We start from the raw sequence: 26,078 nt of genomic DNA on the forward strand, positions 1-26,078 counted from the left end.
GCCCCCGCGCGCGGCGAATGAGCTTGAAGCGTGAAGGACGGGAGCGCCGGGGGGTGGCCCAGCTGCAACAGGCTGGGCCACCCCCCGGCGTGGAGCTCAGATTGCGACCGATGCGCCGGCCGGAGCGTCTTCCGTGGCAAGGCCGGCAGCTGGGCCGTCAGCCCCGTGCCGCCGGGGCATCAGGAGAGCCAGGGCCGCCGCCGGGCCGACCGCACCGGCACCGACCCAGAGCGCCGGCACCAGCCCGTCCACGACCAGTGAGGCCGATTCGTAGCCGCCCTGCGCGGAGAACACCGCCGCCAGCGATGCGACGCCCATGGCACCGCCGACCTCGCGGATCGCGTTGTTGGCACCGGAGGCTCTGCCCTGCTCCTCCGGGCGGACCGTGCTCATGACGAGGTTCGCGCTGGGAGCGAAGAACACACCCATGCCGATTCCGCAGACGATCAGCGCCGGCAGAAGCGAGGTGTACGACACCTGCGGCTCGACGGCCAGCGCCCAGAGCCCCAGGCCCGCCGTGTTCAGGGCCATGCCGACTGTGACAACGGGAGCGCCGCCGATGCGGTCGGACAGGTGCGGCTCATAACCTCAACTGTGCTGATCAGGACCCTGCAGGGACGGCAGTGTGGCCTGCCCGCAAGGAGCCTTTGTCGATCTTGCCTACCGCGTTCTTCGGGATGGCTTCCACCACGACGTATGAGGCCGGGCGCTTGAAGCCGGTCAGGCTGCGCGCGCAAAGCGCTTTGAGCGCCGCGGCGTCGACGGTCGAACCAGGCCGGGGCTGAACGTAGGCGACCACCACCTCGCCCCACTTCTCGTCGGGTACGCCGATCACTGCGGCCTCGAGGACCGACGGGTCGCTCGCGAGCACGTCCTCGATCTCCTTGGGGTAGATGTTCTCCCCACCACGGATGATCATGTCTTTCGAGCGCCCGACCAGGGTCAGATAGCCCTCGGCGTCGACGTGACCCACGTCGCCCGTGTGCAACCAGCCGTCGACGACGACCCGGGCCGTTTCGTCCGGGCGGCCGAGATAGCCACGCATGACGTTGGGGCCCCTCACGACGACCTCACCGTCCGTGCCCGGCGCCACCTCCGTACCGTCGGCGTCGAGGATCCGGATCTCCTGGCCGGGGAAGGGAAGCCCCACGGTTCCTGCGCGACGGGGTCCCCCGACGGGGTTGATGGTGGAGCCGCAGGTTCCTTCGGAGAGCCCGTACCCCTCGACGAGGGGAAACCCGTACCGGGCCTCGAACCGGGTCAGCAACTCGTCGGAGGCAGGTGCGGCGCCGCAGACCGCGAACCTCACCGACGATGTGTCGGGCCGAACGTCGTCAGGGAGTGCTGCGAGCATGCTGTAGATCGTCGGGACGGCGCTGAAGAAGGTGGGGCGCTCCTGTTCGACGAGGTCGAAGAAGTGGTGGGGGTCGAACCGGCGGCCCGCGATGACGACACTGGCGCCGGCAAGAAGCGGCGTCAGGATGCTGACCACGATGCCGTTCACGTGGAAGAGCGGCAGGATCAGCAGGCAGCGGTCGCTCGGCCCCAGCTCGAGAGCCTGGCGTCCCATCTCCACCATGGCGTCGATGTTGGCGTGGTCGAGCATTACGCCCTTGGGTACCCCGGTCGTGCCGCTGGTGTAGATGAGGAGAGCCAGCGCGGACGAGTCCAGACGCGGTGCATGATCCCACTCCGGCGCCTGATGTTCGCGCAGTTCACCGACGGTGAGTGTGGCCAGGCCTGCCGTGGTTTCCGAACCGTCCTCGACCACGAGCAGGCGCGCACCGGAGTCCTTGAGCTGCCGGACCACTTCGACATCGGTCATGCTCGGGTTGACCGGCGTGATGGTGGCGCCGAGCCGCCAGGCGGCGAACAGCAGAAGGACGAACTCGACGCGGTTCGTCAGCTTGAGGGCGACGACGTCACCGGGACCGATTCCGAGATCGTGGAGCTGACGTGCTGTCCGTCGGACGCGGCTCAATAGCTGGGCGTTGGTGAGGGACTGCCGCCCGTCCGAGACCGCGGCCCCCTGGGGGTCGACCTCGGCTCGGCGATCGGGCAGAGAAGCGAAATTCATGGCGGGCATACCTGTCTCGGTGTGATGCGATCCGGTCAAGTCGTCGATGCGGCGGGTGCCGGGTGCAGCTGGCGGGCGAGGAACTCGATCTGGTCGCGTACCAGTTCCTCGAACGTCTCGCCGGTGTAGAAGTCGAAGTGACCGGCGTCGTACCGCTTGATCTCTCCCTGGGGCGCGGTGCGCGCGTACCGCAGAGTCTGGGCGGGAGGGGTGACGGAGTCGGTGTTGCTGACGCAGAAGAGGATCGGCATGGCGACCTTCTTCGCGGCCCGCCCGGGCCGGTAGCCGGCGATGGTCGGGATCACGCGTGCCGCGACCTCGTTGCGGAACGTCTTCCCGGGTGGCTGCAGCGCCTGGTATCCGGGGAGGGCGTCCGGAGCGTTCATGAGGGCCGGGGAGCCAGGGGCGGCGGCGATGGGAACCATCGCGGGTGCCTTACCACGCACTCTGGCTGTCAGATCCCGGGCAAGTACGGGGGTCATTCTGAGCGAGGCGACCGGGCCGAGCGCGAGCGCGGAGGCGAGACCGTCGGTGAACGGGCACTGGGCCACGGCCGCGCGTAGTTCCGGATGTCGAGAGGCCACCGTGATGGCGTGGCCGCCGCCGAAGGAGCTGCCCCACACCGCGACGCGTGCGCGGTCGACATCATGGCGTGTCTTGACGTAGGCGAGGGCGGAGTCCCAGTCGGCCAGCTGGCGCTTGATCGACAGGAGCTGGCGAGGGTGGCCGCCGCTGTCCCCGAAGTGTCGGTACGTGAAGGCAAGGGAGGCGATGCCGGCCTGTGCGAAACGCTCGGCGAAGGCGTCGAGGCGCATCTCGCGGGTGGCGCCCAGGCCGTGTCCGAGAACGACGACGGGCGGGGAGGTGACACCTGTGGGCAGGTAGAGCCAGCCGGCGCAGGTACTGTCGCCGGAGGGGAAGGTGACGTTGTGCCGGATGAAGGGCTGTGGTGCTGTCATGTCGAGTCACCGTTCATTCGTCGAGCGGCGCCCGGGCACGCTGCCCGAGGCGAGCGCCTGCGTGTAGGTGTCAGGCCTGTAGAGCGGGAGTTCGCCGGTCACGTCTGTCGCATTCAGGTAGCCGAGCATCAATTCCTGACCTTCCTGCGACATCACCCTGGTGAAGAACTCGGCGCGTTCGACGTGCAGACCGTCCTCCAGTGACATGGAGCCGCCGAAGTACACCGACCTCTTGGCAGCCGCGACCGATCCCTTCGATCGCTTGCCGAGGCGTTCCGCGAGTTCTATCGCCTGTGTGACCACCTTGTCCTGCGGAACGACCTGGTCGACCGCTCCATTGGCGAGAGCCTCCGCAGGTGTGAAGGGCTTGCCTTCGAGGATCGCTGCCAAGGCCGGGTGGGTACCGATCAGGCGAGTCAACCGCTGGGTGCCGCCTCCGCCGGGAATGATGCCGAGGAGGACTTCTGGCTGGCCGATGAAGAAGTCTCCGTCAGCCATGACCCGCAGATCGCATGCCCAGGCGAACTCCGCGCCGAGGCCGAGAGCCGAACCGTTGAGGGCAGCGACGAAGAGGACACCGCTGCGGTTCATCCGGAGGAACGTCGTGTGCAGGCGCTCCAGTTGGAGGGCACCTCGCATCGGAGTCTTGCGCATCAAGGTGCCCAGGAGACGAGATCGGTCCACGTGCTTTGCCATGCGCACGACGGCGGCGGCTCCACGGCGGCCGACGGTAGGGCTGGCTGCGCCCTCTTCTTGAAGCCATCGGACCGCGGCATGGCTGACGAACCGTTCGGGATGCGCCCCGGTGAAGACGACGGCACGAATGTTCGGATTGCGGTCGGCCCGGTCCACCAGTTTGTCCAGCTGGGTGGAGATGTCGAGGCCGAACTCCTGGTGCGGGCCACCGTCGACACGGACGACCAGGACGGCTCCTCGGTCCTCGATCTTGAGATGGCCCTTGTCTTTGTACGGCATGAAGTCTGCTCCCGTGCTGAGTTCATGGAGGGGTGGGAAAGTGCGTGGGGACAGTTGCGGCCGCGTGTGGCAGTGATGGGGTCGTGTTCGCCCCGGGGGGTTGTGTCCGCGCAGGCGGCATGAGACTGGGCAGCGCGTGACGACGTGTCCAGAGACGTACGCCGTGTCCGTGACGACATGTCGCCCACAATGTGTAACATTGCCGTGAAGAGTTAGATAACCAAGTTATTTTGAATGTGTCAACGGTGGAGGCAGGCGAGACATGGCAGGGCGGGCGAGGGTCGAAGACGCGCAGGAGCGACTTGTCCAGGCGGCCATCGGTCTGCTGGCCGAGCAGGGGCCGTCGGCCATCAAGGCGCGCACGGTGGCTTCCGCGAGCGGACTGTCGACCATGGTGGTCTACAGCCACTTCGGCGGGATCCCTGAGCTGATGAGCGCCGTTGCCGACCATGGGTTCAAGGAACTGGGTAGAGCTTTTGCCCAGGTGCCGATGACTGAGGATCCGATCGCGGAACTCTTCGCCATGGCCTTGACGTGTCGTCGAATGGCCCACGAGAACCCTCACCTCTACGACCTGATGTTCGGCCTGTCCACTCGCGCGACATACCGGCCGCTGTCGGACGCGGACCTTCGCCTGAGTGGGCGCTCACCGGGATTTCGAGAAGCCCACGCCCATGTCGCCGCGGCGTGTGAACGGTTCGTGCGCTCCGGCAGGGGCCGGCGGCAGCGACCCGAGGTCATAGCCGCTCAGTTGTGGAGCTTTGTACACGGCTACATCACCCTTGAACTGGCCGAGCACTTCGTCGAGTTCGACGACGCGGTGATGCAGGTGCTTCTACCGATGGGTGTGAACTTCTCTGTCGGCTTGGGTGACAGGCGTGAACGTGCCGAGGCCTCGCACGAGGCTGGCGTGCGCTTGTACGAATCCATCATCCAAGGCCTGTGAGAAGGGGGGCGGCCGGGTGCCGCCCCTTGCGCTCCACGCTAGGGCGACCTGGTCTCCACGGTGGGGCTGTTGGTACCCGGCGTGAGTTGGTCATGCCTCCCCAATGCCTCGACCTCCCGTTCCAGGGACGGAACCGCGCGGGCCGCGAAACGCCGAGCCCAGGGCCAGGTCAGCGGCGAGTTCAGTGCTCCCTTGGCCCAGTTGGCCACGGCGACGGCGCGCGGGACGTACACGCGGCTGCGTCGGCGCACGAGCCCGTCGACGATCGCAGCGGCAGCCCGGTCGGCGCTGGTGGTGACATTGCCCGGATAGGGCAGCCGTCGGCGCAGCCCCTGGAACGAGGGGAGGTCTGCCTCGGCCCCCCGGACGAGGTCCGTGTCGATCCAGGAGGGGTGCACGAGGCCGACCGTGACCCCGAGGTGTGCCACCTCCTGGCGGTAGGTCAGGGCGAGCAACTCGGCCGCGGCTTTGCTCGCGCCGTACGAGGCCATCGCGGCCAGCGGCATGAAGGAGAGCGCGGACGCCACGACCAGTACATGGCCCCGGCTGCGCTCCAGATGGGGCGTCGCGTACTTAAGGGTGCGGAACACCCCGTTCAAATTGACGTCCAGGACCCGCTCGAACGACGCCTCATCTGTCTGCCGCACCGTTCCGTACGCCACGACGCCGGCATTGGCGACGACGAGGTCGACGCCGCCCATGACCTCCGCGGCCCCATCGATCGCTGACCGGAGGGCGGCACCGTCACGCACATCGGCCTCAGACCATGAGGCGGCGGGGCCTAGATCATCGGCGAGGGCGCGCAGCCGATCGGACTCCAGGCCGATCAGGGCCACACGAGCCCCTCGGGCGGCGGCCAGGCGGGCCACCTTCTCGCCGATCCCGCGTGCCGCTCCGGTGACAACCAGCTTTCTGCCCAGCAAGTCACGTTTCATGGCGGCAACATAACTTCGTTATTTACGGAACACAAGGCATCGCGCGCAGGTTCCGTACTCGCTGTACCTGCTGGGTCTCATGACTGGACGAACCTATGCTGGCTGTCATGAGGCGGACATCCTTTGCTCAGTGGCCCTGCTCGATCGCGCGGACCATGGACCTGCTCGGGGACTGGTGGACGCCCTTGGTGCTGCGCGAGGCGTTCTACGGGATCCGGCGCTTCGACGCGTTCCAGGAGTCGCTGGGGATCGCCCGCAACACGCTCACGGACCGGCTGCGCCGGCTGGTGGAGGAGGGGCTGCTGGAGAAGCGGCCGTACCAGGCGGAGCCGGTTCGCTACGACTACGTGCTCACCGAGAAGGGGCGCGACTTCTACGGCGTGCTGCTGGTGATGAATCGATGGGGGGACCGTTGGCTGGCCGGTGAAGCGGGTCCGCCGGTCGCCATGCATCACGAGGTGTGCGGTCAGGAGACCCACGCCGAGGTGGTCTGCGCCGCCTGCGGTGAGCCGATGACCGCGGACAACACCCGTCCCCGGATGGGCCCCGGCTATCCACCGCATCTGGCCGAGCGGCCGGATGTGCGGGAGCGTTTCGCGGGCTGACTCAGTGGTTCCGCGGTACCCGCGCTCGCCCTTGACAAGTGAGTCTATCTACGCAACTTTACTGTTCAGAAGCTCACCTGGATGTTCTTGGCGAGAGGCTGCGGGACGATGGAGTGGACGGGCGCCCGCTATGCGGACAAGCCGACGGTCGAGGTGCACACCTGGATCGCCGCCCCACCGGCTCAGGTATGGACGCTGGTGTCCGACATCGAGCTGATGCCGCGTCTGAGTCCCGAGCTGGAATCGGTCCAATGGCTGGACGGCCGGAGCGGCCCTGCGCTGGGAGCCCGATTCGTCGGCCGGAGCAAGCACGAGGCGTTGGGGGAGTGGGCCACGACTTCCCACATCGTCGAGTACGAGCCGTTGAGAGTGCTCGCCTGGGCGGTCGAGGACGCCCAACACCCCACCGCGGTCTGGCGGTTCTCCCTGGAGTCGCAGGGCGGCGGCACGCTGCTGCGGGAATGGATGCAGATGGGGCCTGCCCGTTCCGGCCTGTCCTTCGCCATCGACCGCATGCCGGAGAAGGAGCAGAAGATCGTCTTCGTGCGCATGCGGGAGTTCGAGTCCAACATGATCGCCACCATCGAGGGGATCAAGAAGCTGGCCGAGAGCACCCGGACCTCGGGGGAGGCGAGTCACTGATGCGTACCTCCACCACGATCGAAGCCTCCGGGGCCAATTGGCGGGAGATCGTCGACTACGTCACCGAGGCGGAGAATCTCGGTCTGGACATCTGCTGGGTGGCGGAGGCGTGGGGCTCCGAGGCGCCCTCGCCGCTGGGCTACCTCGCCGCGAGGACCGAGCGCATGCTGCTCGGATCGGGAATCATCCAGCTCGGCACCCGCACGCCGATGGCCATCGCCCGCGCCGCGATCACGCTGTCCCGGATTTCCGACGGGCGCTTCCTTCTCGGACTGGGACCCTCCGGGCCGCAGGTGATCGAAGGACTGCACGGAGTGCCCTTCGACCGTCCGCTGTCACGGATGCGAGAGACCGTCGAGATCGTGCGGCGGGCCGCGTCGGGGGAGAAAGTCGCCTACTCCGGGCGGGAGTTCCAGATCCCCCTGCCGGGCGGGGAAGCCAAGCCCATGCGGCTGTCGATGCGCGCCGAGTACGACATCCCGGTCTACCTGGCGACCCTCTCCCCGAAGATGCTGCACCTGACCGGTGAGATCGCGGACGGCTGGCTGGGCACCAGTTTCGTACCCGAGGGCGCCAAGGAGGCGTACTTCGACCACCTGGACCAGGGCCTGGCTGCCGCTGGTCGCAGCTGCTCGGACCTGGACATCTGCCAGGGCGCCGAGGTCGCCTTCGCCGAAGACGAGGACGCGCTGCGCACAATGGTCGCCGGGCGCAAGAAGGAGCTTGCCTTTAGCCTCGGCGGCATGGGCTCGGCGACCACGAACTTCTACAACAACGCCTACAGCCGCCAGGGTTGGGCCGAGGTGGCGGCCGAGGTCCGGACACGTTGGCAGGCGGGGGACCGGGACGGCGCGGCCGGCCTGGTCACCGACGAGATGGTGCTGGCGACCACGCTGATCGGAACCGAGGACATGGTGCGCCAGCGGCTGCGCGTGTGGCGCGACACCGGTGTCGACACCGTTCGCTTCTATCCCGCCGGCGAGACCCTCGCCGCCCGACTCGCGACCTTGGGCCGGGCCATCGACCTGGTCCGCGACATCGAGGACGAGGCGGCACGGTAGCGACGGGGCATGTCGGCCAACGAGGGCCGCTCAGCGTCGGCGCCGTCGACGGGGCCCGGTCAGGTCAACCGCGGGCGCTGATGTCGTCGGCGGCCAGGCCCGACATCAGCAGGGTGATCGCGCGGAACGTCCTGGCCAGGGCATCTTCCCGATCCGCCGCGGCGGCGATGATCTGGTTGCCCTCGCACAGGCCTGCCAAGAGCAGCCGGGCGACGGTGGCGACGGGCACATCCGGTTGCAGGTCGCCGCGTTCGGCCAAAACGGTCAGGAGCCGTTCGATCGGCGGTTGGGCGACGGTTTCGTTGATGTGCCGGTACTGCTCGCCCAGGACCGCGGGTGCCTGTGCCATCAGCTCACGGTGCAGGGGGTCGTCGATGGTCCGCCGCAGGAAGGCGTGCGTGAGGTTGGCCACCGCGGTCATGGCAGGCTCGTCCGGCGTGGCCCGGACCGCCTCGGACGTCGCATCTCCCAGAGCCCCGACCTTTGGCAGGCAATAGGTGTGTAGTGGGGTGCAAGGCGATGGCCTGGCGGAATGAGCGGAGGATTCTGTGGCGCGGTACGTCGGCTGGCGCTCCAGAGGGGACGGTGTCGGTGGCGCCGGGACCAGCGCGGCGTCGGATGTTTCCGTCGCGCTGCTCGAGGAGTCGGCCACTGCCCGGGCGCGGTCACTTGGGGTCGGCAGCGACGGCGCGCGGGCCATCGTGGGCGAGATCGTTGGCCATCTGGCACCCGAAGATCCCAAGCCCGCACGCGGCAAGGCCCTCGGGCTCTTCGCGATGATGGCAGGGTCGCTGCAACTGTCCCGCGTCGCCTTCGGCTCGAAGCTCGCCGACGAGGTCCTTGAGAACGCCCTCGCGTTCATGTGCTGAGCGGCGCGGGATCAGGCCGGATCGACGAATATGTCGAGCGCGAGATCACCCTCAAAGCCGGCAGGGCTGTAGGCGGACAGGTCGGTGACGCCCTCGTCCGAGAGGACCTCGTCGTCGATGAACAGGTTGGCGGTGCACTTCCGCGCGTCACGCGTGACGATGGCGTACGCGGCGTCAGCCATGATCCGCGGACTACGGGCTTGTCCGGCGCCGCCGACCACATTGCGCACGGCGGCTGTGTTGATCAGGGTCCGCGGCCATAGCGAGTTGGCGGCGATGCCGTCGGCGGCGAGCTCCTCGGCGAGCCCGATGGTGCACAGACTCATGCCGTACTTCGACAGCGTGTAACCGAGATGCTTCCCCACCCAGTGCGGCGCGAGGTTCAACGGCGGGGAGAGCGTGAGGATGTGCGGGTTGCCCGCCTTGCGCAGGTGCGGGATAGCGGCCTTGCTCAGCAGGAACGTGCCACGCGTGTTGATGTCCTGCATCAGGTCGTACCGCTTCATCTCCAGCTGCTCCGACGACGACAGGTCGATCGCGCTGGCGTTGTTCACCACGATGTCGATGCCACCGAAGGCGCTGACCGCCGCGTCGACAGCGGTGCGCACATCGTCCTCGTCGCGGACGTCACCGACGACGGCCAGCCCCTTGCCGCCCGCGCGCTCAATCTCGTCAACGGCGGTGTGGACCGTGCCTTCGAGCTTCGGATGCGGCACGGCGGTCTTGGCGAGCAACACCACGTTCGCACCGTCGCGGGCCGCGCGCAGAGCGATGGCGAGTCCGATGCCGCGGCTGCCTCCCGACATCAGGATGGTCTTGCCGGCCAGCGTCTGAGTCATGGCTGAACCTCCAAAATAGATTGCCGGACTAATGATACGCGATGCTAATGATATCTTCCCCATATGACTTCGACTCCCACACGCCAGATCGACCGGCTCTACCACGAGCTCCTCGCCCCCAAAGAGACACAGTCCGTTCGCGCTGCCGTGCGCCGGATCGCAGAACGCGAAGTGGCTCCGCACGCCGTGGCGATCGCCGGTGGCGACGAGCGCACGGACGGCTTCCCCCGGCATGTTTTTGATGGGGTTGCGTCGGCGGGGGTCTTCCGAATCCCCTTCCCCAGCGAGGTCGGCGGCGATGGCCTGACCCACCCGGCGACCGCCACCGCCGCGGCCATCGAGGAACTGGCTTACTACTCGAGCAGCGTCGCGGCCGTCTTCGATGTGCACTGCATCCTGGCGGGCAACGCCCTGCGGCAGGGCACCGAGGAGCAACAGCAGCGATGGCTGCGAAAGGTCGCGGAAGGCTCAGTGGTCGGTGCCTTCGCCACCACTGAGCCGGATGCCTCCAGCGACCTGTCCCCGCAAGCGGTACAGACCGAGGCGATACGCACCGAGGCCGGCTGGGTGCTGAACGGCCACAAACGGTGGATCTCCAACTCGCCCGTCGCCGGGTTCGTGGTGGTTCTCGCCCGCACCGGCACCCGGCTGAGCATGTTCATCGTCGACACAGCACTTCCCGGAGTGGAAGTCGGCCTTCCCGACCGCAAGATGGGAAACCGCGGTCAGCTCACCGCGGACATCCGATTCACGGGAGTGGAGCTTTCCGACGACGACCTCCTTGGTGGCGCCGAAGGGCACGGCCTGCGCCATGCACTGTCGACTCTGACCTATGGCCGGATCGGCATCGCGGCTGCCGGGGTCGGTATGGCGCAGGCCGCCTTCGATCACACCGTGGCCCACCTGTCGACGCGACACGCCTTCGGCAAGCCGGTGGCTGCCAACCAGCACTGGCAGTTCCTGCTCGCCGAACGGGCCACCGAGATCGAGAACGCCCGCACCCTCTGCACCAAGGCCGCCCTGCGTCTGGACGCTGGTGACCCGTCCCCGGAGCCCGAGGCCGCGATGGCGAAGTACTACGCCACCAAGCTGTCCGTGGACATGGCACGCGACGCCGTCCAAGCCTTCGGAGGCCTCGGCTTCGCGCGCGAACTGGGTGCCGACGGCAGCCCCGGCCCCGTCGAGGCGATCTACCGGGACAGCAAAATCGGTGAGATCTACGAGGGCACCAATGAGATCCAGAAGTGGGTCATAGCTCGGCAGATCTTCGGTCGGGCCATCGTCGGCTGATCGCCCAGACGCGCCGGCGCAGTAAGCCGACGGACAGTGGGGCATCCCGTCGGCCTGCAGCGGTCCGCCGCCTCGGGCTTTCTCGTACGATGGACAGGACCATACGTATGACTAACCATGGGCGGGATAAACGATGTCCGAGGCTCCGCTGGTACCAGGGACAGTGGCCGAACACACCATCTGTCTGCTGATCAAGCTCGGGCAGGTGGCGTTCAGGATCGCTGAGGACGGTATCGGCGGGACCGGTCTGCGAGTGCGGCACTACAGCGTCTTGCAAGCTCTTGCGGACAACGGCGCCATGCCGCAACTGGCACTTGGTTCATTCCTGCGCATCGACCCGGCGACGATGGTGACGAGTCTCGACGACCTGGAGCGCACCGGATACGCCGAGCGGACGCGAGATCCACAGGATCGTCGACGCTACGCCGTGGACATCACCGCCGAAGGCCGCAAGGTTCTTGCCGACCTCAACCGCACACTCGTCGATCTCGACGGTGAAGTCCTCGCAGACCTGGGTGCCACGGAACGAGACTCGCTTCACGCCCTGCTGGGCAGCCTCGCGGGAAGTCCCACTCTGACCTCCCTGTTCGACGCCGCCCGGGAGCAGAATGGAGCGAGACGGGCGTAGCGGCTTGAGGGGATCGCACCTGGGTGCGGCGGTACGCCCCGGTTCTGGCGAAGTCCCGGAAGGGCGGCCGCCGAGGTCGCGCAGCAAGACATCGCCATCAAGCTTCCGGTGGTCCTCTACGACTACCTCGTCTGGCGTGGGTACTTCGACGACCTGATCGCCGTCACAACGACCGCCTGCGCCATCGCCCACCAGGCAGGAGCAATCGCCGCAGAGGCAGGCGCATGGAACAACCTCGGCATCGCACTGAACGGTGCCTCACGCTACGCCGAAGCTCTCGCCGCCTACGAGCGGGCCCTCGCACTTTTTGCTTCACTCGACGATCACAACGAACGGGGTAAGGCACTCAATGGGAAGGGCTCTGCCCTGCACGACTCCGGGAAACCTGCAGAGGCATTGCTAATCCACCAAGAGGCTCTCGCCATCCAGCGAGCCGTAGGAGATCTGCGCGAACAGGCCGCAGTGCTGAACAACCTTTCCCTGGACCATCAGGAGCTCGAGAACCACGCAGAGGCGTGTGCAACAGCAGAAGAGGCCGCCTCCCTTTTTCAACGTCTCGGCGACCCCACGAATGAAGCGAATGCACTGTGCGCGGCGGCTTTCGCGCTGCAAGCCTCGGGACGGCCTGAGGCGGCACAGGCTGCTTGCCAACGCGCCGTCGAGGCCAGCCGTGCCGTGGGGAGCCCGCTCGTTGAGGCGGCGATTCTACTGACCTGTACTCAGCTGGACGACCTCTCACCACAGCAACAGATCGCCTACTGCTTGCAGGCAGAAGCGGCCTGCAAGCAAGCCAACGCCCGCAACCTCCACGCCCATGCGTTGTGCGGTATCGGCATGGCATTGACCACGTCGGGTGACAGAGACCAGGCCGTCACCTACTTCGTGCGCGCGGAGCGCATGTTCGAAGACCTCGGCCTCATGGATGAAGCAGGGCAAATTGGCGATCTGCTCGCCGCCCTCCAAACCTAACCATTGGTCTGGCGCCCTACTCATTGCGCCTTTGCCTGGGGCCGGGTGAGGTCGGGTGGGTAGCCCTTTGCACGAAGCCAGGTGTCGAGGGCCAGGACGACGATGTCGCCGTGGGGAACGTCGTGGTCGGCGTTGTAGCGGCGGATTCGTCGCTGGAGTTGCAGGATGTCGGGGACGGCGTAGTTGAGCTGTCCGCGTTTGATGTTGCGGTTGCCGATGACCGCGAGAGTGTCTGGATGAGGGGCGAGTGGATCGTCGGCGGGCTCGGACTGGGCTTCGAGTGTGTCGGCCATGTCGCGTAGCCGACGGGCGTGGTGGGAGAGGTCGGGCACGAAGGCTGCTCCGATCAGTCTGGCTAGGCGGCTAGTTAGCCGCCTATTGGGCTATTGGAATAGTCGGCGGAAGGGGCGGCCGCGCACTCAGCGAGCTGGCGGCCGCCCCCTGTGCCGTACGGCGTGTCAGAAGCCGCGGGTGGTGAGCCATTCGTCCAGTGCAACCGAGACGATGTCGCCCATGGGCAGGTGATCGAGTTCGTTGTCCAGCGCGAAGCGCTTGATGCGCCTTTTCAGCTTCAGCGCGGCGGGGACCGAGGAGTCGAGGCTCTCGCGCGCGATGATGCGCTGATTGAGGACGACCGCCGCTTCCGGGATGTCTTTCGGGTGCCCCGACCCGTGCTCCCATGAAGTCCCGTTACTGGGCGCCGTATCCGAACCGGCTTGCTGCTCGTGCTGAGGATTCGCTGCGCCAGCACTCACAGGGAACGCAGCGGCTCCCATAACGGGAAGAACTGTCGAGTGAATCGCCACCTCAGCGGTGTGCGCCACACCCGGAGCAGCTCCCGTGTCTTGAGACGCCCCCTGCTGCGAGACGTGCTCGGCCAATGGCGTGGGCTGAGCCGCAGGTGCTGAAGGCTGTGCAGCCGGGGCCACGGTCTGCCCAAGCGCCTGCCACTCCATCGACGCCACAGGAGATTCTGTTCCGGCCTCGGAGGCGACGACGGCTGGGCGGGCTGGCTGACTGGCAGCAGGGTCCTGCACCGGGCTGCCCGGCGCGGCCTCGACGCGCGGATGGGCGGGCGGTGCCGCGGGCTCCTGCGCCACCTCGGCCATCATCTCGGTCGGGTCCTGCGTCGATACCCCGATGGATACAGCGGGCTGAGCCTGCGGCTCGCTGGCAGCGGGACGGCCTTCGCCCGGGGCGGTGGCCTGTTCGGTGGCGAACTGCTCGGGGGTGAGCTCGGCGGTCGGGGGAGGGGGCGGCGGGGTCGTCTTCTTGGCCCCGCCCAGGGGCCGCCCGCTGGTGCGGCGTGCGGGAGGCTTCGGCCTCTCGTTCTTCTCGCTCATGCCTCGGTCAGCTCCTTCATCAGGTTGGCGTACTCGCTCAGTTCGGTCGGGATCTCGCCGAAGGCCTCCATGTAGTGCACCCAGGAGTGGATGGTGGTTTCGGCGAGCGGGAACGGTTCGTCGCGGTCCGGGCCGATGCCCTCGCCCTCGGCGGGCTCCAGGAGCTTGTCCTTGGCGGTGCGGGGCAGGCTGGTGCGGTCGTCGGCCTTGACCATGACCACGTGGGCGGTGACGTCGTGGGGGTTGCGGGCGGCGGCGCGCTCGGCCTCGTCGAAGGTGGCGACGAGCTTGCGGCGTTCGATCTTGGTGGGGGCGACGGGGACGAGCAGTAGGTTGGCCTCGGTGACGGCCTCGTGGAAGATGCGGGCGCTGCCGCCGCCGGCGTCGACCACGATCGCGCCGAACTCGGTGCGCTTGGCGCGGATGTACTCGGCGATGTCGTCGAACGGGTAGCGCTCGATGACCAGGTTGGCGGGGATCTCGAAGCCGGCGGCCTGGGCGACCTTGAACCAGTCGTAGGCGGACTGGCTGGTGGCGTCCGCGTCCAGCAGCAGGTCGGCAGGTCGAGGACGACGGCGTAGTAGAGGGCGATGAACCAGGCAGAGGTTGTCTTGCCGGTGCCGCCCTTGAGCATGCCGACGACGATGACGAAAAGCGTCCCAGGCGCTCGCTGTGGCCAGGGTCTTGGTACGGGTGTTCTCACTCACGTGTGCTTGATCTCCTGAATCGGGGAAAGTGCGTTGACTTGCGTGCGCCGGAGAGAAGGCCGACGCCGGAGGCGGCTGAGTACGGACGGAGGAGGAGCTCGTGCAGCGGAGCTGGATCCGGGATGGCACGCCATCGGTCCCGTGACTTGCCGGACCCGGACAGGGACACGCGCAGACGCGCTCATGACCGCTTCCTCGGGTCGTGGGCCGGTCCGTGGTGGTGCCGGGGCCGCATACGGGTGCCCGCCTGGTGCAGGAGCCGGTAGACGGTGCCGATGGAGTAGTTGCACTCCTCTGCGAGGTCCGGCACGGTGGCGCCGGCCTCGTACCGCGCACGCAGGAACAGCGCGAGCTTCATACGCCGTGCGGCATTGGCTGCGGAGCGGATGCGGAGTGTCTGCTGGGTGGTGCGGGGTGTGCCCCCGGCCTCGATCAGCAGCCGCCGCGCGGCACGACGTGTCACGGACCCCGCCTCGGCCAACTCCGCGAGTGTGGCGCCCTGTTGTTCGTAGAGGCGGCGTAGATGTGCCGCGAGGTTGCGGCGGGCTTGCCCGTCGCGCAGCCTGCGCGTCTGCCACGAGGTGCGCATCACGGTCCCGGCCTCGCGCAGTCGGTTGAGAACCGTCCCGTACGACAGGCCGCTCATCGCGACGAGTTCTTCGACCGTGGCGCCGGCCTCGTACTGCTCACGCAGGGCCTCCGGGGCCACGGGTTGGCCGTCGACGGAAGTGTTCGGCAGGTGGTGTCGGGTCATGCGGCGGAGTTCCATTCGCTGAGGGCTTCGGCATGGGCGGCGGCCAGTTCGTCGTAACTGCGCTGGTCGGATGGGGTGATGAGGATCAGGCGGCCGTCCGTGGCGATCCGCCAGTCGGGTGTAGCGCGGCCGGTGAGCGGATCGAGGACACGCCCGCCGGAGGTGCGCCAGGCGGACGGGATTTCGTCGGGACGTGGCCCGGGGATCAGGACCTGGCGGCCGTCGCGGACGATCACCACGGCCTTGCTGCGGTGCTCTGCGAGCCGGTCCAACGCCTCCCGGTACGCGGCGCGTTGGGCCGCGTGCAGGGCCCTGCGCCGGGCGGCGAGTCCCCTGGTGCCGTGCTGCTCGGCGACTGTGTCCCAGCCCTGTGCGCGCACGGCGTCGCGTCCGGGAACGAGAGTCGGAAGGCTGCTGCCGAGACCCTCCAGAGCACGCGGTGTGAGGGCCCAGGTCTCCCCGGTGTGGTGGGAGAGGCCGTGCTCGGCGAGGCGTCGAAGGATCCGGTAGGTGGTGGCGCGGGAGACCGATGAGCTGCCGACGAGCTCGGTAACGGTTTGGTGGGGGCGCTGGCACAGAGCACTGACGATCACGAGGGCGGCGCTGCCGAGGCCGTGGTGGGCGAAGGCGTCGTGACCCATCAGCTGGCCGAGGACGGTGGAGTCGATGTCGGCAGTCGTGGCCGTCTCAGGAGTGGGCCACTCCTCAAGTGCCGGGTCGGGGGGGTACTGAGTGGTGCGGAAACGAGACGATGGCGCGTTGAGGTACCAGGTCGAGCCCTCCCGGCCATGACCGACCCGCAACCGGCGCAGCCAGCCCTGTGGCTTGAGGACACTTTCGTAGACGGCCCGCAATGTCGTGCGGGAGATGCCGGCTTCTTCGGCCGTCTGCCGCTCACTGGCATGGTGCAGGAGGCCGCCCGCGGTCTCAGCGAAGTTCAGGTGCGCACGCAGGACCCGCAGAGCGGTGCGTCCCCGCTCTCCGCGCCAGGGCGTCGTCTCGATGCGGTCGCGCAGCCCGGCGAGCAACTCGTACGCCTCGTGCCGGGAACCCAGCGTCCCGCTGGTGCTGACGGCTTCCGAGGCACTGGACCACACCCGGCGGATGTAGCCCAGGGCACGCGATTCGCCCGAGCGCAGCGCGATGCTCCGGGCGTGCCTGCCGCCCTCATGATCCGGGTGCAGCAGGAGCTGTGTCAGTTGGTCGGCGGTGCCGCCGATACGGGCCACGTGGCAGGCGATGGCCGCGGTGATCCGGTGCCCGTGCTCGGCCGCGCACTGACGGTCCCCGCGCAGCACCACCGTCCGACCGTTGGAGGCGAGTCTGCTGTAACTACCGGCGGCGTAGCGGCCGGTGAGGTCCCCAAGGAGAACGAGATCGGAAACAACCGGAGGCAGGTGTGAGAGGCCCGAGGGGCCGGACGGGTGAGAGTGCCGCTGGGAATTCGTCTGATAGGTGCTGTGTGGCACGGTGGGGTCGTCTCGCAAAGACGTGGACGCCACCCAGGCCCGCTAAAACCACGGGTGGTGTCCGGGACCGACCTCCATCGGTGCCAGTGAACGCTTCCAGGACGGCCATCCTGGAGGCCTTCGCATGCCTGGCCCCGAGCGGAGGCAGGCGTCCCCATCGCAACTCGACCGGGGTGAGCCAGAATGCCGCCAGAGTCGCCCACTCGTGATCCACGCCAGTCAACTAGGGTCTCTCAAAGGCCAGTTGGAGAGGCTGCTGCCTCTGACTGCCTCTGAGTGACCCGGGTCGAACCGGGGTCGAATCAGAGTGTTTTCCTCTGACTGCCTCCGCTCGCCTCTGCAACCCGTCCTAGCAGGTCACAGCCTCATCGCCCCCACACAAGCGCAGGTCAGAAAGGTGCGCTAGCTGTACCACTGGTTTCTGGCGAAAGTCGTCATGTGCGGCATGGCTGCGGCTCCCGTCGTTGGGTGATGGCGACATCGTCCGGAAGGGCGTCACGGGGACGCAATACTGCTTCCGCCTCACGGAAGGTTCGATGTAAAAAGCCTGTTCAGAGGGTTGATCTGGATGCGCCTCGGTGTTCGACCCGAGTGGAACGTGCGGCCGTGCTTTCTGTTCTTCGCCTACGACTCGTGTCGCTGCAGCTTCGATGAATTGCGACGAGTGACCGATTTAGTTTCTTTGTGGCGACTTCTCGGCTGCGTACGGCTGGTACAGCGGCAGAATTCGCATGGTTGCAGATCAAGGCTGGTCGTTGCTGCGATGGGAGGGGGGCGGGGGCGAATCCGGGTCGAATTCGCCTTCCTCTCGCCACGTTCGGTGCGTTGTTGCAGGTCAACGGCATGATCAGACGTCATGCGCCTGGTCGCGTGAGCGGCTGCCGAACCCGAGGGTCGAGGGGCGGTCACCGGCAGGTTCTTGGTCTGCTGGTGGTACACACGAGGAGCCTGCCCTGACCTGCGGCAACGGGACCGGGGTCGGGGCGGAGGTCGACTCGGTCCGGGAATGGCCCGGGTCTGGCCCTCCAGCCGAGGTAGACCCGGGTGATTCCCGGGAGCTTGTGGCTGTTGGTGACCGCTGAGAGTGCGTCCGGCGATGGCCGGTAGGCGCCAAGGAAAAGGCCCCAAGAGAAAACGGCCCCGAGGGGTTACTCGACCCTCTGGTGTGGTGACCCACCCCTACTAGCGCGGAGAGAAGCAGCTCAGGGAACTCGGTGACCACCTCGCCACCAGACCCACCTCCGCTGGCGCGGAGAGCGCGTAGGTTTGGCATCGTTCACTTTCGGCGTGAAAACGGGCCAGGCCACTACTGCAGTGCGTGGACCGCGGCTGAGAACACTGGGGGCATCCGGGACGCTGCGGGCACGATGAGGCGGGCGGTGCCAGGACGGCGGCTTGCGGCCAGCAGGGCCCCGGTCAGCAGCCGGTGGCGCCGGGTCAGCCGGGCCCAGGCGCGCTCGTATTCGTCCGGTCGCCCGGCGGCCAGGCAGCGGACGGCGGCCCCGGCCGTTGCCAGTGCGAGGGCGATGCCCTCGCCGGTGAGGGCGTCCAGGTAGCCCGCGGCGTCGCCGATGAGCAGGACACGGCCGGCGGTTCTGCGCCGCACCCGCTGCCGCAGTGGTCCGGCGCCGCGTACCTCCGTCGCGGCCGGGCCGCGCAGCGACGCCGTGAGGGCCGGGAAGCCGGCCAGGTGCTCGTCGTAGCTGCTACGGCTGCGGCTGAGGACCGCGACGCCCACCAGGTCGTCGCCGACCGGTGTCACGTAGGCCTCGCCGTGCCGGGACCAGTGGACCTCCACGAAGTCCGTCCACGGCTCGACGCGGTAGTGCCGGCGCAGTCCGTAGCGGCCGTGGGGGCGGCCCGGCAACTCCAGCCCCAGGCCGCGGCGCACGGGGGAGTGCAGGCCGTCGGCGGCGATCAGCCAACGCGCTGTGGTGCCCGCGGCGGTGACCGTGTCCGTGCTCTGGTGTACATCGTCGACCTTGCCCGGCAGCATCCGCACGCCGACGTCGAGAGCACGCCGGTGCAGTGCGGAGTGCAGCGTTGTACGGCGGACTCCCAGCCCACCGTGGCCGCGGAAAGACGCTTCGGCGCGGGTGGCGCCGTCCAGGTAGCGGATGCCGCGCAGTTCGCGGCCGGTGACCTCGACGCCCAGTGCTCGCAGCGCGGTGACACCGCCGGGCATGACTCCTTCTCCGCAGGCCTTGTCCACGGGCGAGGTCCGGGGTTCGACGACGACGGTCTCCAGGCCGGCGAGCGCGGCGTGGATGGCGGCGGCCAGACCGGCCGGCCCACCGCCGGCCACCAGGACGTCGATCACGCCGGAGCGGGCGTAGTCGGCGTAGTCGCGGCGGCCAGTGCCCGGTTCTCGCAGCGGATGCGCACGGTGAGCAGGGCGGCGTTGAGTGCCGTGAACACGGCCGCGGTGGCCCAGGCGGTGTGGACGAGTGGCAGGGCCACGCCCTCGGCGACGACGGCCACGTAGTTCGGATGCCGTAGCCACCGCCACTGGTAGGGGCCTCTCTTCACCAGTGGCAGGCCGGGTACGACGATCACCCGGGTGTTCCAGCGGGGGCCCAGGGTGTGGATGCACCACCACCGCAGTGCCTGGGCGCCCGCCAGCACGGCCAGCATCGGCCAGGCCAGGACGGGTACGAAGGGCCGGTCGGCCAGCCACACCTCGGCCGGGCAGGCGACCAGCAGGCCGGTGTGAAGGGCGACCATCGCCGGGTAGTGGCCCTGCCCGGTCTCGGTCGCGCCGCGGGCGGTGCTCCACCGCTCGTTGCGGCGGGCGACGACGAGTTCGGCGCCGCGCTCGGCGGCGACGGCGGCCACCAGCAGTCCGTACCAGATCATGTGTCCTTCGTGTCCTTCGTGTCTTCGAGGGTCTGAACTACCAGCGCAGCAGGACGAGTTCGCAGGCGAAGCCGGGCCCCATCGCCAGCAGCACACCCGGGGTGCCCGGCGGCGGGCGGCGTTCGGCCAGGGTGTCGCGCAGCACATGGAGCACCGATGACGAGGACAGGTTGCCCACGTCGGCCAGATGACGCCAGGTCACATCGAGTGCATCGTCGGGCAGGTCGAGAGCCTCGGTGACGGCCTGAAGGACCTTGGGGCCACCGGGGTGGCACACCCAGGCGGTCACGTCCTTCGGCTTGACCCCGTGATCGCCGAGGAACCCCTCGACATCATCGGCGAGGTAACGGCGCACCACATCGGGGACCCGCGGGTCGAGGACGACCTGGAAGCCGGTGTCCTTGATGTCCCAGCCCATGACGCGCCCGGTGTCCGGATACAGGTGGCTGCGGGAGTCCACGATCGTCGGGCCGGCGGTCTCGTCCGGGCGGGCCGGGCGGTCCGCGCCGCAGGCGACGACCGTGGCGGCGCCGTCGCCGAACAGTCCGGTGGCGACCAGGTTGGCCATGGAGGCGTCGTTGCGCTGGAAGGTGAGCGAGCACAGTTCGACCGACAGCAGCACCGCCACATGGCTGGGCCGGCCCAGCAGGTAGTCGTGCATACGGGCCAGGCCGGCGGCGCCGCCGGCACAGCCCAGGCCGAACAGGGGAAGTCGTTTGACGTCCGGCCGCAGGCCGAGGCGGCCGGCCAGCCGTGCGTCGATCGAGGGGGTGGCGATGCCGGTAACGGAGGTGAAGATCAGCAGGTCCACGTCGGCTGCGGTCAGGCCGGCCATGTGCAGAGCGCTCCGGACGGCCTTGGCGCCCAGGTCGGTGGCGGCAGCGATGAAGACGTCGTTGGAGGCGCCGAATCCGTCCAGTTCCTCGTACCGTTCGAGCGGCAGCGTCATGTGGCGCGAGTGGACCATCGCGCTGCGGTGCAGCCGGTCCAGGACCCGGCGGTCGGTGCCCTCCGGCAGGCAGGTGCGAGCCACCATGTCCGTGATCTCGTGCTGGGTGCGACGGTGCGGTGCGAGGGCACCGTGAACGGCGGCGATCCGCGTCATGTAGATCCCGTCTGGTTACCGACTGGGGTGAGTTGTTCCCCACGTGTTCCCCGGACCGGGACTTCGACACCACGGATCGCCCGTCCGGCCGTTCGCCCTGGGGGCGCGTGCTCCAGCCGGGTAGCGCCCGGGCGCCTACGATCGGCCGGGTGGGCACTCCCGAGCAGTCGACGACCCGCGGCCCGGAGGCGAGTTGGGCCGGCCGGGTGGGTGGCCTGGCCGGGTCGTGCCACCCCGGGCCTGTCGTGGCGGTCACCGCCCTGATGGCCGCGCTCGCTGTCACCGCCGGCCAGAGCGCCGCGCGTTGTGTGCTGACCGGCGCCGCCGTGCTGACCGGGCAGTTGTCCGTCGGCTGGTGCAACGACGCGTTCGACGCGCGCCGGGACATCGCCGCGGGCCGCCGTGGCAAACCCGTCGTCGACGGCACGGTCGGCGTGACGGAGGTGTGGGTGGCCGCATATGCCGCACTGGCGCTGTGCGTGCCGCTCTCGCTCGCGTGTGGCCTGTGGGCGGGCGCCGTTCACCTGACCGGGGTGGCGGCCGCGTGGGCGTACGACCTGCGGCTCAAGGCGACAGCATGGTCCTGGGCACCTTACGCGGTGGGCTTCGCCAGCCTCCCGGCGTTCGTCGCGCTGGGCCTGCCGGGGCAGCCATGGTCGGCCTGGTGGGTTGTCACCGCCGGGGCGTTACTGGGGGTCGGAGCCCATCTGGGCGATGTGCTGCCGGACATCCGCGGGGACCTGGCGACGGGCGTACGGGGATGGCCGCACCGGCTGGGCCCGGACGGCACACGGCTGCTGCTGCCGGTACCGCTGGTGGCCGCGTCCGCGATTCTTGTGCTGGGGCCCGCCGGACCACCCGGCAGGTGGGGAATTGCGGCGCTCGCGGTGGCCGCACTGATCGCTGTGGCGGGGACGGTGCTGGGCCGCCGCTGGGAGCGGTTGGCGTTCGCGGCAGCGGTCGCCGTGGCGGTGGTGGACGTGGCGTTGCTGCTGCTGCGCGGCACCGGGATCGCCTGACCGTTCGACCTCGCACCGTACGAAACCCGCAGGCAGAAACGGGAGTTGCCGATCCCTGCTGCGGTTGCCGTCAGTTCGCGAGTGCTGTCCCCAGTCGTGACCTCGGCGCGGCCGATAAGGCTACCGTTTACCGCTTTGCTGGTCCACGCGCCAATGACGACCGAGCGACGATGCCACCGGCCGCCCGCACCACAACCTGCCGGTGACGGCGGACTGCGGTGCGTTGGAGTTCGGTCGCGGGTGGTCAGACGATCAGGCCGTTGAGGGGTTCGGTGCCGTCGATGAAGGTGCCGGCGAGGTCGGACAGGCGGCGGTTGTGGGCGCGGGCGTAGGCGCGCAGTGCGGCGAAGGCCTGTTCCATGTCGATGTCGAGGCGCTCGGCGAGTTTGCCCTTGGCTTGTTCAATCAGTACGCGGCTGCTCAGTGCGGTCTGCAGCTGTTCGTTGAGGAGGGTGCTGCGTTGGCTGGAGCGGAGTTGCAGGAGGCTGATGGTGGCGACGTCGGCCAGCGCCTGGGCGACGAGTGTGCCGACCGGGTCGAAGGGGCCGGCGTCGGAGCGGAAGAGATTCAGGGCGCCGACGACCTCGTCCCGCAGGCGCATCGGCACGGCCTGGACCGCCGCGAACCCACCGTGGTGGGCTTGCGCGGCGAAGCGCGGCCAGCGGTGGATCTCTGTGGTCACGTCGGGGACGGAGACCAGTGCGCCGGTGCGGAAGCACTCCAGGCAGGGTCCTTCGTCGTGCTGGAGCTCGAAGAGCTCCAGCAGGCGCACCTGTTCGCTGGAGGCGGCCATCACCCGGAGTTCGCCGTTCCGGTCGGCGAGCAGTACCCCGGCCGCACTCACACCGAGCATTCCCACGCAGCGGTCGGTCAGCAGGCACAGGAAGTCCATCAGGTCGAAGTCGGCGACCAGGTTGTCGGCCAGTTCGACGAATGTCTTGGAAAGGAGCTGCTGATCCATCGTGCGCACCTTCGCGTGGGGACTGGTTTGCGCCGGGGAAGGCGGGATGTGCCATCAGGTGTCATCGTTGCTCTGATCCCGGTTCGTGTCCGTAGGGAAGCGGAGGCGACGGGCGATCACGTCGCCAGCGATCATGCCTCCGTCGTGCGGCTCGCCGGCCCCCGTGCCGAGCAGGACCGGGGCAGCGAAATCGGCATCGGTCTGCAGGCCGGGCGTCAGCCTCTGGATCCCGGCCGACCAGCCCCCAGCCCTCACAGGGCGTACCTGCCGCCCGCCGCTCATCCACTGGTCCTCACGTGCGTGCCTCCTCCTGGTCCTGCTGCGGTCACTGAATCCGTGCATGGTGCGCGAGGTCGCCCGGCTCCGTCGCCGTCCGCTCTCCGAGGGGGAGGACCAGGGCGCGTAGCACCGTAGGGCCCGGTGACCTGTAGACCACGCCGATGTCGCGCCATCCCCGTGACCGGAACCCGGCACAGGCCGCGCGATGGGTCCGGTCCACCAGGGCCGCGCCGAGCAGAGTCCGGTGGTCGCCGAGCAGTTGCTCCTGCAGAGTGTCGGCCAGGCCGTGGTGCCGCTCGGAGGGGCGGACCACGATCCCGCTGATGGCGAAGACCTGTCCGGACGTGGTGAGCTGCTCGACGTCTTGCGGGAGTGGTCCGCGCAGTCCGTTCCACCAGGAGCCGTCACGCGGCACGGGGAATCCGAACGCGCACCCCACCAAGTCCGGTGCCTGCGCGGTCAGCATGGCGAATCCCGGTCGCCAGGTGTCACGTGTGAGACGGCGCAGGAAGTCCTTCCGGCCGCGGTGTTCCCCACCGGGCGCTGTGGCGCGGGACTCCGCGTACAGGTCCGCCAGGTCCTCCCGCATGTCCTCGGTCTGCCAGCGGTTGAGCCGGCGCAGGTTCAGGGGCGCCTTGCGCGTGGCGGGCGGCCGGTGGTCTGCGCGTTTCCGCGGTCGGCTCGGCCCGGGTGGGGCCGTCACAGCACACCGCCCGGGAGAGCAGGCATGGGTGGTGGGAGCCGGTGCGTGGCCTGGTGCATGGGAGAGGGGGGCGGCCGGCTCCCGGCGAGGGCGTCCGGGAGGCTGAGGAAGAGGGAGCTGGAGCCGGTGAGGGTGACGAGTCGTTCCAACGCCGGGCTGGGGTGGTGCAGTTGGAGGGATCCTCCGGCCGCGGTTGTGTGCGACAAGGCGTAGAGGAAGGCGTTGAGGCCGCTGCAGTCGCAGAAGGTCACGGCGGTGACGTCGACGTCGATGGCGTGGATGCCGTCGCGCAGGCATCGCTCCAGGGACGCGTGCACCAGGGGCGCCGAATTCAGGTCAATCTCACCGGTCAGGGTGACCAGCGCCCGGTTGCCGGTGTCGTGCCGGTAGACGTTCAGGGTGGGTGGGCTGCTCATGGGCGGGGTGCCTCGGTTCACGAGACCGTGCCGGGCTCCCGGTACGGTCGTACTGTCGGGCGGGCAGGTGAATGACCGATCCAGCAGCCGGTGTTCCGGGGCATTGGACCCAGCCGGTTCCCTCGGGGATGCGCGGGGCGAGGGGACGAGTGATCCGCTCTCCGCAGGCATGTGCGCCAAGCAGTGGTGGCCCGCCGGGGTCTGGGACGTCCGTGCCCAGCGTAGTCGTGAGGACGGTCCCGCGGTCGGCCTGGGAGAGGGGTACCACGATGTTTACACGGCGGTGATGGGGCGGCTCCGATGCCGTCCCGCCCTGCCGTACTCGACAGCTGCCGGCCAAGCGGTACGACCGCCTGGTCACGCCCTCTCCCTCCGGAGCCCGGCCGCAGGCGCACTGTTCGCACGGCCGGGGGGCGGCACTAGGCTGCCTGGTGAGGCCCGAGCCCCCGGCAGCAGCTCAGTTGCTCTGCTCCAGGGAGGCGCGCGGTGCACGCAGGTCTCGACATCAGCGATGCGCCGACGACGTGTCGGGCCCGCCTTGCGGACTGGTTCCCCCTGGAGGTCGCGTACGCGGCCTGCGTACCGGCGAACTTCACGCCCAGCCACGCAAGGAGTCCCCTGTGACCGCTACTGCTCCCGCGCCTGCCGAAGCCACCCTCGCCGAGGAGTTCGGCAAGGAACTCGACCGGATCCGCTCCGAGATCATCGCCACCCGCGGCGCCGACGACGCGCGCTACATCCATGCCGTGATCGCCACCCAGCGCGGTCTGGAAGCGGGCGGCCGTCTCGCGCTCGCCGTCTCGCTGTTTCCGCCTGCCTGGGCGGCGGGCACGGCCATGCTTTCCCTCGCCAAGATCCTGGAGAACATGGAGCTGGGCCACAACATCCTGCACGGTCAGTGGGACTGGATGGGCGACCCGGCCATCCACTCCACGACCTGGGAGTGGGATTTCCTCACGTCCGCCGAGGCCTGGAAGCACACCCACAACCACCTGCACCACACGTACACCAACGTCGTGGACCTCGACCGCGACCTCGGGTACGTCGTCTTCCGGATGAGCGCCGAGCAGGCCTGGCGTCCGCGCCATCTGGCCCAGCCGTTCTACAACTTCCTCCTCGCTCCGCTCTTCGAGTGGGGCATCGCGCTGTACGACCTGGAGCCCGGTGCCGTCGCCGCCGGTCGCAAGTCGTGGCGTTCCTTCCTGGACGACGTGAGCGGGTTTCTTGCCAAGGCCGCCCGTCAGCTCGCCAAGGACTATTAGGACTCCGTTAGGTAGTTCTGGCTCTTGGGTTTGGGCTGGTAGTAGATGTTCGGGGCAGGGGGCGGTGGCAGGTGGTGCAGGTGCCGGTCCAGCAGTTCAGCAGGTCCTGGATGGCGTCGAGGATCTGGTAGAGGGTGAGTCCGCTGTATCGGCTTTTGGGGCCAGGCGCTGTTCGGTGAGGAATGCGTGGGCGGCGGTGACCAAGGTGACGTGGTGATGCCAGCCGGCCCAGGAACGTCCCTCGAAGTGGTCCAGGCCCAGGCCGTGCTTGAGTTCCCGGTAGTCGTGCTCGATGCGCCAGCGGATCTTGGCCAGTCTTCTGCGGCCATTTCCCCGGAGACGTCCAGACCTTCACCGAGGAGCACATCGAGGGCGAGACCCGTGGCGAGTGGTACCCAGCCGGCCGCAC

At 68.5% G+C, this 26,078-nt stretch carries 26 protein-coding genes and 3 pseudogenes; 10 read left to right on the plus strand and 19 right to left on the minus strand.

Annotation, left to right across the window (positions count from 1 at the left end):
* Positions 1-96: 96 nt before the first annotated feature.
* From AB5J53_RS40485 to AB5J53_RS40500, 4 genes and pseudogenes are all read right to left on the minus strand, one after another.
* Positions 97-573 (minus strand): annotated as a pseudogene (locus tag AB5J53_RS40485) (MFS transporter); the annotation flags it as partial.
* Between the two features lie 28 nt (positions 574-601).
* On the minus strand, positions 602-2,077 hold the full coding sequence (locus tag AB5J53_RS40490) for a class I adenylate-forming enzyme family protein (RefSeq protein ID WP_369250576.1): 1,476 nt from the start codon (positions 2,075-2,077) through the stop codon (positions 602-604).
* Positions 2,078-2,112: 35 nt separating this feature from the next.
* Positions 2,113-3,036 (minus strand): alpha/beta fold hydrolase, encoded by a 924-nt coding sequence (locus tag AB5J53_RS40495; RefSeq protein WP_316783493.1) that lies wholly within the window; start codon positions 3,034-3,036, stop codon positions 2,113-2,115.
* Positions 3,037-3,042: 6 nt separating this feature from the next.
* Entirely contained in the window at positions 3,043-4,011 is a 969-nt protein-coding gene (locus AB5J53_RS40500; RefSeq protein WP_369250577.1) for an enoyl-CoA hydratase/isomerase family protein, read from the minus strand.
* A 262-nt stretch (positions 4,012-4,273) separates the two neighbouring features.
* On the opposite strand from AB5J53_RS40500, the gene AB5J53_RS40505 reads away from it, so the two are divergent.
* On the plus strand, positions 4,274-4,957 hold the full coding sequence (locus AB5J53_RS40505; protein WP_369250578.1) for a TetR/AcrR family transcriptional regulator: 684 nt from the start codon (positions 4,274-4,276) through the stop codon (positions 4,955-4,957).
* A gap of 38 nt (positions 4,958-4,995) precedes the next feature.
* Here AB5J53_RS40505 and AB5J53_RS40510 read toward each other — a convergent pair whose 3' ends face one another.
* Positions 4,996-5,892 carry a short-chain dehydrogenase/reductase gene (locus AB5J53_RS40510; RefSeq protein WP_369250579.1) on the minus strand — a complete coding sequence of 299 codons (897 nt, stop codon included), beginning with the start codon at positions 5,890-5,892 and terminating at the stop codon, positions 4,996-4,998.
* A 107-nt stretch (positions 5,893-5,999) separates the two neighbouring features.
* Between AB5J53_RS40510 and AB5J53_RS40515 the strand changes: the two genes are divergently transcribed.
* The 3 genes from AB5J53_RS40515 to AB5J53_RS40525 all read left to right on the plus strand — a co-directional run bounded on the left by AB5J53_RS40515 (position 6,000) and on the right by AB5J53_RS40525 (position 8,200).
* Positions 6,000-6,497, plus strand: a complete 498-nt coding sequence (locus AB5J53_RS40515; protein ID WP_369250580.1) for a winged helix-turn-helix transcriptional regulator — start codon at positions 6,000-6,002, stop codon at positions 6,495-6,497.
* 108 nt (positions 6,498-6,605) lie between these two features.
* A complete protein-coding gene (locus tag AB5J53_RS40520) occupies positions 6,606-7,139 on the plus strand; it encodes an SRPBCC family protein (RefSeq protein WP_369252777.1) in 534 nt (177 codons plus the stop codon).
* On the plus strand, positions 7,139-8,200 hold the full coding sequence (locus AB5J53_RS40525) for an LLM class flavin-dependent oxidoreductase (RefSeq protein WP_369250581.1): 1,062 nt from the start codon (positions 7,139-7,141) through the stop codon (positions 8,198-8,200). The genes AB5J53_RS40520 and AB5J53_RS40525 overlap by 1 nt, the downstream gene beginning before the upstream one ends.
* Before the next feature lie 64 nt (positions 8,201-8,264).
* Here AB5J53_RS40525 and AB5J53_RS40530 read toward each other — a convergent pair whose 3' ends face one another.
* Positions 8,265-8,621, minus strand: a complete 357-nt coding sequence (locus AB5J53_RS40530; protein ID WP_369250582.1) for a hypothetical protein — start codon at positions 8,619-8,621, stop codon at positions 8,265-8,267.
* Positions 8,622-8,748: 127 nt separating this feature from the next.
* Between AB5J53_RS40530 and AB5J53_RS40535 the strand changes: the two genes are divergently transcribed.
* Entirely contained in the window at positions 8,749-9,069 is a 321-nt protein-coding gene (locus AB5J53_RS40535; RefSeq protein ID WP_369250583.1) for a hypothetical protein, read from the plus strand.
* A gap of 11 nt (positions 9,070-9,080) precedes the next feature.
* Here AB5J53_RS40535 and AB5J53_RS40540 read toward each other — a convergent pair whose 3' ends face one another.
* Complete coding sequence (locus tag AB5J53_RS40540) at positions 9,081-9,908, minus strand: SDR family oxidoreductase (RefSeq protein WP_369250584.1); 828 nt, start codon at positions 9,906-9,908, stop codon at positions 9,081-9,083.
* 63 nt (positions 9,909-9,971) lie between these two features.
* On the opposite strand from AB5J53_RS40540, the gene AB5J53_RS40545 reads away from it, so the two are divergent.
* The 3 genes from AB5J53_RS40545 to AB5J53_RS40555 all read left to right on the plus strand — a co-directional run bounded on the left by AB5J53_RS40545 (position 9,972) and on the right by AB5J53_RS40555 (position 12,795).
* Positions 9,972-11,198, plus strand: a complete 1,227-nt coding sequence (locus AB5J53_RS40545; RefSeq protein ID WP_369250585.1) for an acyl-CoA dehydrogenase family protein — start codon at positions 9,972-9,974, stop codon at positions 11,196-11,198.
* 163 nt (positions 11,199-11,361) lie between these two features.
* Positions 11,362-11,826, plus strand: a complete 465-nt coding sequence (locus AB5J53_RS40550) for a MarR family winged helix-turn-helix transcriptional regulator (protein ID WP_369250586.1) — start codon at positions 11,362-11,364, stop codon at positions 11,824-11,826.
* A 108-nt stretch (positions 11,827-11,934) separates the two neighbouring features.
* Positions 11,935-12,795, plus strand: coding sequence for a tetratricopeptide repeat protein (locus AB5J53_RS40555; protein WP_369250587.1), 861 nt, complete (start codon positions 11,935-11,937; stop codon positions 12,793-12,795).
* Between the two features lie 20 nt (positions 12,796-12,815).
* Here the strand turns inward: AB5J53_RS40555 and AB5J53_RS40560 are convergent, their stop codons facing one another.
* The 8 genes from AB5J53_RS40560 to AB5J53_RS40595 form a co-directional block, all read right to left on the minus strand.
* Complete coding sequence (locus AB5J53_RS40560) at positions 12,816-13,088, minus strand: hypothetical protein (protein ID WP_351613292.1); 273 nt, start codon at positions 13,086-13,088, stop codon at positions 12,816-12,818.
* 165 nt (positions 13,089-13,253) lie between these two features.
* Positions 13,254-14,138 carry a hypothetical protein gene (locus AB5J53_RS40565; protein WP_369250588.1) on the minus strand — a complete coding sequence of 295 codons (885 nt, stop codon included), beginning with the start codon at positions 14,136-14,138 and terminating at the stop codon, positions 13,254-13,256.
* A complete protein-coding gene (locus tag AB5J53_RS40570; protein WP_369250589.1) occupies positions 14,135-14,845 on the minus strand; it encodes a ParA family protein in 711 nt (236 codons plus the stop codon). The genes AB5J53_RS40565 and AB5J53_RS40570 overlap by 4 nt, the downstream gene beginning before the upstream one ends.
* A 181-nt stretch (positions 14,846-15,026) precedes the next feature.
* On the minus strand, positions 15,027-15,599 hold the full coding sequence (locus AB5J53_RS40575) for a helix-turn-helix domain-containing protein (protein ID WP_369250590.1): 573 nt from the start codon (positions 15,597-15,599) through the stop codon (positions 15,027-15,029).
* A complete protein-coding gene (locus tag AB5J53_RS40580) occupies positions 15,596-16,900 on the minus strand; it encodes a transcriptional regulator (RefSeq protein ID WP_369250591.1) in 1,305 nt (434 codons plus the stop codon). The genes AB5J53_RS40575 and AB5J53_RS40580 overlap by 4 nt, the downstream gene beginning before the upstream one ends.
* Positions 16,901-18,374: 1,474 nt before the next feature.
* Positions 18,375-19,388 carry an NAD(P)/FAD-dependent oxidoreductase gene (locus AB5J53_RS40585; protein WP_369250592.1) on the minus strand — a complete coding sequence of 338 codons (1,014 nt, stop codon included), beginning with the start codon at positions 19,386-19,388 and terminating at the stop codon, positions 18,375-18,377.
* Positions 19,385-19,924 (minus strand): isoprenylcysteine carboxyl methyltransferase family protein, encoded by a 540-nt coding sequence (locus AB5J53_RS40590; protein WP_369250593.1) that lies wholly within the window; start codon positions 19,922-19,924, stop codon positions 19,385-19,387. The genes AB5J53_RS40585 and AB5J53_RS40590 overlap by 4 nt, the downstream gene beginning before the upstream one ends.
* A 37-nt stretch (positions 19,925-19,961) precedes the next feature.
* A complete protein-coding gene (locus AB5J53_RS40595) occupies positions 19,962-21,029 on the minus strand; it encodes a type III polyketide synthase (RefSeq protein WP_369250594.1) in 1,068 nt (355 codons plus the stop codon).
* A 149-nt stretch (positions 21,030-21,178) separates the two neighbouring features.
* On the opposite strand from AB5J53_RS40595, the gene AB5J53_RS40600 reads away from it, so the two are divergent.
* On the plus strand, positions 21,179-22,048 hold the full coding sequence (locus AB5J53_RS40600) for a UbiA family prenyltransferase (protein ID WP_369250595.1): 870 nt from the start codon (positions 21,179-21,181) through the stop codon (positions 22,046-22,048).
* A gap of 244 nt (positions 22,049-22,292) precedes the next feature.
* On the opposite strand, the gene AB5J53_RS40605 is transcribed toward AB5J53_RS40600, so the two are convergent.
* The 3 genes from AB5J53_RS40605 to AB5J53_RS40615 form a co-directional block, all read right to left on the minus strand.
* Positions 22,293-23,009: an ANTAR domain-containing protein gene (locus tag AB5J53_RS40605; protein ID WP_369250596.1), complete on the minus strand. Its 717-nt coding sequence runs from the start codon at positions 23,007-23,009 to the stop codon at positions 22,293-22,295.
* A 325-nt stretch (positions 23,010-23,334) separates the two neighbouring features.
* Positions 23,335-23,877 (minus strand): hypothetical protein, encoded by a 543-nt coding sequence (locus tag AB5J53_RS40610; RefSeq protein ID WP_369250597.1) that lies wholly within the window; start codon positions 23,875-23,877, stop codon positions 23,335-23,337.
* Positions 23,878-23,987: 110 nt separating this feature from the next.
* The gene (locus AB5J53_RS40615; protein WP_369250598.1) at positions 23,988-24,407 is read right to left on the minus strand and encodes an STAS domain-containing protein; all 420 of its coding nucleotides are present in this window, start codon (positions 24,405-24,407) and stop codon (positions 23,988-23,990) included.
* A gap of 620 nt (positions 24,408-25,027) precedes the next feature.
* On the opposite strand from AB5J53_RS40615, the pseudogene AB5J53_RS40620 reads away from it, so the two are divergent.
* A pseudogene (locus AB5J53_RS40620) lies at positions 25,028-25,573 on the plus strand (fatty acid desaturase); the annotation flags it as partial.
* 192 nt (positions 25,574-25,765) lie between these two features.
* Here the strand turns inward: AB5J53_RS40620 and AB5J53_RS40625 are convergent.
* Positions 25,766-25,981 (minus strand): annotated as a pseudogene (locus tag AB5J53_RS40625) (IS701 family transposase); the annotation flags it as partial.
* Between the last annotated feature and the right edge of the window lie 97 nt (positions 25,982-26,078).

Source organism: Streptomyces sp. R41 (genome assembly GCF_041053055.1).
Taxonomy (GTDB): domain Bacteria; phylum Actinomycetota; class Actinomycetes; order Streptomycetales; family Streptomycetaceae; genus Streptomyces.